This is a genomic window from Alteromonas sp. CH_MED4-4, assembly GCF_037029575.1.
In the GTDB taxonomy this organism is placed as follows: domain Bacteria; phylum Pseudomonadota; class Gammaproteobacteria; order Enterobacterales; family Alteromonadaceae; genus Alteromonas; species Alteromonas macleodii.
The window spans coordinates 1-4,371 of the sequence record NZ_JAYMEU010000059.1 but is presented as its reverse complement, the minus strand read 5'-3'; the positions used below and the strand labels follow the sequence as shown (position 1 = coordinate 4,371).

Here is a 4,371-nt window from a genome sequence, read left to right as displayed (position 1 = left end):
CATGTTCATCTGCCTATCCTTAACTCTCTATAGAGTAAATTGAGATAGGCAGTTACACAAAATTAGTTACAGTCTCATCCTATAAAGCACACGACACCTTTTGATAAGTTCACCGACGACGTACTTCCCGCTATCCAAGAACCTTTATTAGAAACACATAGTTTCATTATTTATGCCGGCGCAGTTGACGTAAATGGTTACTTTCCTACCCACAACAAGAAGTTTAGTCAGCCCCTTACTGGTAATTACGATACGGATTTAGCAAATAACAGAACGAAACGGATATTCGATGACAAAACCGGAAGTCGTTGTGGCAGCAATACCTCTACTTTCTTGCTACAAACTTACAAGCGAGATACAGGTGAGGTCATGCATGATCTATCTGCACCGATATATGTGAACGGTAAACATTGGGGAGGGTTTCGTATTGGTTATAAAGCCAAAGAGCAGTAAGTTCTCTGTATTTACGTATAAGCGCTAGCTTCCGTTTTCTCACTTTAACGAATGAAAGTGGTAATGCTCTAGCGCTTAGCAATATTGGCAACAATATTATTCCTTCTTTGCGCTTTTATTTGCTGCTTCGTTACCCTACCATTAGCGAATTGTTCGCAGTTCGTAAAACTCTATGCCTTCACTACAACCATACAGCACATTTGGCCTCGCCGCTTCTTGTGATTCTATCCAGTCGTTTAGCGACGTTACTTCATTCCTGTCTATCTTCAAAACTTCTAAAAACAATAACAAAGCCATTTATATATTGGGCGGTGGAAGCAATTCAGTCTTCACTGACGACTTTGACGGTACAATTCTGGTTAACGAGATTAAGGGAATAAGCCATTTTGATACTGAAAGTCACCATTACTTACGTGTAGGTGCAGGTGAAAACTGGCATGACTTCGTCACCCTGTGTATGAAAGAGACGTGGTATGGATTCGAAAATCTCGCCTTAATACCAGGCTCAGTAGGCGCATGCCCAATTCAGAATATTGGTGCGTACGGACGAGAAGTGAATACGTTAATCGACAAAGTAGAATGCGTATTTCTTGAAACTGGCGAACAAGTGCTGCTGAGCAATGAAGACTGTCAATTTGGTTACAGGGATAGTGTGTTTAAACATGCACTCGCTAACAAGGTGCTGATCACTCACGTTAACTTTAAATTACCCAAGCACTACGAACTTGAAACTAGCTATGGCGAACTAGCCGCGCTTACTGAGCCTACACCAGAAAAGGTATATAGTAAGGTAATTGAAATAAGGAAGAGCAAACTTCCGGACCCGAACGAGCTAGGTAACGCAGGAAGCTTTTTCAAAAACCCAGTGGTTTCAAAAGCAATCTATCAAGCGATTGCACAAGAATATGATTCAGTCCCTCATTTTGTATTGAGTCAGAGTGCAGATTTGCCACCCACTGAAAACGAACAAATAAAAATACCTGCGGCGTGGCTTATTGACCAAGCAGGTTTTAAAGGCAAAACTTTGAATAAAGTACGATGCCACCCTACACAGCCATTGGTTCTTACAAACTTAGGTGGTGCCACCGGAAGCGACGTACTAACCATGGCAAAAGATATCATAGCAAGCGTACATCAAAAGTTTGGCATACAGCTTGAGCCAGAAGTACGCTTATTAGGAAGCAAAGGACTTATTTCGCTATGAGACAAGCATCAAAAGCTATAAGAAAACATATTCTCGCTTTGTTGTCCGACGGCCAATTCCACTCCGGTGAAACCATTGCACAGCAAGTAGGCCTCTCGCGTACAGCAGTAGCAGGCCATATCTCCCAACTCGCCGATTGGGGGCTGGATGTATTTAAAGTAAAAGGTAAAGGCTACCGTTTAGAACGAGGTTTTCCATTGTTAAGCGCCGACAGCATTAAACGCCATTTAGGCAATACAAAACGAGCGGTTATTGATGTGGAGTCGGTATTGCCTTCCACCAATACAGAAATGAAGAAGCGTATAGCGAGTACAAGAGAAGATCTTGAAAACGGCGATGTTGTTTTCGCTGAAATTCAGACCGATGGACGCGGTAGACACGGGCGCTCATGGTTAGCGCCAGTTGGCGGAAGTCTAACTTTTTCTATGTACTGGTCTTTTCCCGACGGTTATCAAAGCATGGCAGGACTTTCTTTATTGGTAGGCTTGGCAGTTTGCGATGCACTTAAAGAGTTTGGCGTAGAAGACGCCGAGCTTAAATGGCCGAATGACATTTATTTGCAAGGTAAAAAGCTTGCGGGCGTACTTATTGAAGTAGAAGGGCAAATAGGCGCTACAGCGCATAGTGTTATCGGCATAGGTTTAAATGTTTGCGTACCCGATAATCAATATGATGTTGGTCAACCTCATAGCGATCTTGCTTCTTATTTAGGCACTATCCCAGATAGAAATGCTTTAGCGGCGGAAATTATTAAATCGCTATGGTCTTATTTACCTAAATTTACCCAGCAGGGCTTCGGGCCATTCACAGCATATTGGGAAGCGCTCGACTTATACGCCGATAAACGCATTGTTTTACAAATGGGTGAGAAGCGTTTTTCCGGAATTGATAGGGGCGTGGACGCCAGCGGCGCGCTTCTTGTTGAAACGCAAGACGGTATTACCCGTTTCCACGGCGGCGAAGTTAGCCTTAGAGGCAATTAACGTTTTATTTTTGTTTTGCTTTATAGCTGAGCTACGAAGATTTTGACCATTTTTATAATAAAAGTACTTCGTAGTTCATCTTTGTGATTTTTAAATAGCATTTTATCCGTTCGTTTTACGCATTGCTTTGCGATTGAAACCAAAAATATGAACAACATTGAAGAAAACCACGTCATATTAGTGGATATCGGTAACACCCGAATAAAATATTCACTGCTTTGTCACGCAGAAGAAGAGCCTAATGCGTGCGAAGATGCCAATTCTCTTTTCTCTTTTATTGATTCTCAGAAAAAAATTTCCCATTTATATATAGCTTCAGTAAGAAATCAGGAGCTGGTTGATGAAATATCCGCCATGTGTAATGAGCGAAATATTATTTTTGTAGAAAAGCACACCGAGAAAGAAGCCTTCGGCATAAAAAATAGTTACGCGAATGTTCAAAAAATGGGCGTTGATAGATGGCTCGCCATGGTCTGTGCTGCAGAAAAGTCAAAAAAAGCATTTTTTGTTATGGATGTAGGTACGGCAATAACGGTTGATTTTGTGGTGGATGGTCAACATTTAGGCGGTTGGATCATACCTGGTTTTCAAGTAATGCGTAATGCATTGGTTGCTTCAACTAAAAAAGTATTCGCGAATGATGAAATTCCGACCACCTTTGGCGTGGGGACCGATACAGAAGATTGTGTGGCAACAGGGTGTCATGCTGCCCTTTATGGTGTTTATTTGAGCGCAGTTGATTACATATCAAGCAAACAAACCGAATTTGACATAATTTTAGGGGGTGGAGACAAAAAAGTGTTTGCATTCTTAAAATCTGCTGATAACATGCGCCTCGCTCATTTGGTGATGCAGGGTCTTGCCCGCTACGCTCGAAGTGAACTTCTAAAGGGAACATCGACGTAAGTTTTTGATTAGTTGAAAAATTGGTCAAAAAAGAAAATTGAAAAATTTTCAAAAAGACACTTGCACAGAGTTAAACAATACTCTAGAATGCGCACCCACTTGATGTAGTGCCGACTTAGCTCAGTTGGTAGAGCAACTGACTTGTAATCAGTAGGTCGCCAGTTCGATTCCGGCAGTCGGCACCATCAATCTGGAGGGGTACCCAAGCGGTCAACGGGAGCAGACTGTAAATCTGCCGGCTCAGCCTTCGCAGGTTCGAATCCTGCCCCCTCCACCACTTTCTCTATGAGGTGGCCAGAGAATTAGGATTGCGGGCATCGTATAATGGCTATTACCTCAGCCTTCCAAGCTGATGATGCGGGTTCGATTCCCGCTGCCCGCTCCAAATCAGTGCTGATATAGCTCAGTTGGTAGAGCGCACCCTTGGTAAGGGTGAGGTCGGCAGTTCAAATCTGCCTATCAGCACCAGTTTATTTCTCCCCAGCTCATGTAAAATTTCTAAATTTTTTAATGTAACTTTGCTGGGATAATAGAAATGGCAAAAGAAAAGTTTGAACGTACGAAACCCCACGTAAACGTGGGTACAATCGGCCACGTTGACCACGGTAAAACTACCCTAACTGCAGCTATCACTACAGTTCTTTCTAAAACTTACGGCGGTAACGCACAGGCTTTCGATCAAATCGATAACGCGCCTGAAGAGAAAGCACGTGGTATCACCATTTCTACTTCACACGTAGAATATGACACTCCTACTCGTCACTACGCACACGTAGACTGCCCAGGACACGCTGATTACGTTAAAAACATGATCACTGGTGCTGC

At 42.8% G+C, this 4,371-nt stretch carries 4 protein-coding genes, 4 tRNA genes and 1 pseudogene; all 9 read left to right on the top strand.

The genetic code is table 11. The features are described 5' to 3' along the window. Window positions 1-72: 72 nt before the first annotated feature. A pseudogene (locus tag WA381_RS20785) lies at window positions 73-453 on the top strand (methyl-accepting chemotaxis protein); the annotation flags it as partial. 172 nt (window positions 454-625) lie between these two features. Next, window positions 626-1,657, top strand: coding sequence for a UDP-N-acetylmuramate dehydrogenase (gene murB, locus WA381_RS20780; protein WP_061486598.1), 1,032 nt, complete (start codon window positions 626-628; stop codon window positions 1,655-1,657). Continuing rightward, the gene (gene birA / locus WA381_RS20775) at window positions 1,654-2,640 is read left to right on the top strand and encodes a bifunctional biotin--[acetyl-CoA-carboxylase] ligase/biotin operon repressor BirA (RefSeq protein ID WP_061486597.1); all 987 of its coding nucleotides are present in this window, start codon (window positions 1,654-1,656) and stop codon (window positions 2,638-2,640) included. The genes murB and birA overlap by 4 nt, the downstream gene beginning before the upstream one ends. Before the next feature lie 147 nt (window positions 2,641-2,787). Continuing rightward, window positions 2,788-3,546 (top strand): type III pantothenate kinase, encoded by a 759-nt coding sequence (locus WA381_RS20770; RefSeq protein WP_061486596.1) that lies wholly within the window; start codon window positions 2,788-2,790, stop codon window positions 3,544-3,546. Between the two features lie 109 nt (window positions 3,547-3,655). Then, window positions 3,656-3,731, top strand: a tRNA-Thr gene (locus tag WA381_RS20765). Between the two features lie 7 nt (window positions 3,732-3,738). Further along, window positions 3,739-3,823: transfer RNA gene (locus WA381_RS20760), tRNA-Tyr, on the top strand. A 33-nt stretch (window positions 3,824-3,856) separates the two neighbouring features. Beyond that, window positions 3,857-3,931: transfer RNA gene (locus WA381_RS20755), tRNA-Gly, on the top strand. 7 nt (window positions 3,932-3,938) lie between these two features. Further along, window positions 3,939-4,014: transfer RNA gene (locus tag WA381_RS20750), tRNA-Thr, on the top strand. A gap of 67 nt (window positions 4,015-4,081) precedes the next feature. Continuing rightward, window positions 4,082-4,371 (top strand): GTP-binding protein (locus tag WA381_RS20745; protein ID WP_336138609.1); only part of this gene is annotated, 290 nt, incomplete at its 3' end.

Excerpts from the sequence above, each read along its gene's own strand:
- murB (WP_061486598.1), top strand. The coding sequence starts at position 626 with ATGCCTTCACTACAACCATACAGCACATTTGGCCTCGCCGCTTCTTGT.
- birA (WP_061486597.1), top strand. The coding sequence starts at position 1,654 with ATGAGACAAGCATCAAAAGCTATAAGAAAACATATTCTCGCTTTGTTG.
- WA381_RS20770 (WP_061486596.1), top strand. The coding sequence starts at position 2,788 with ATGAACAACATTGAAGAAAACCACGTCATATTAGTGGATATCGGTAAC.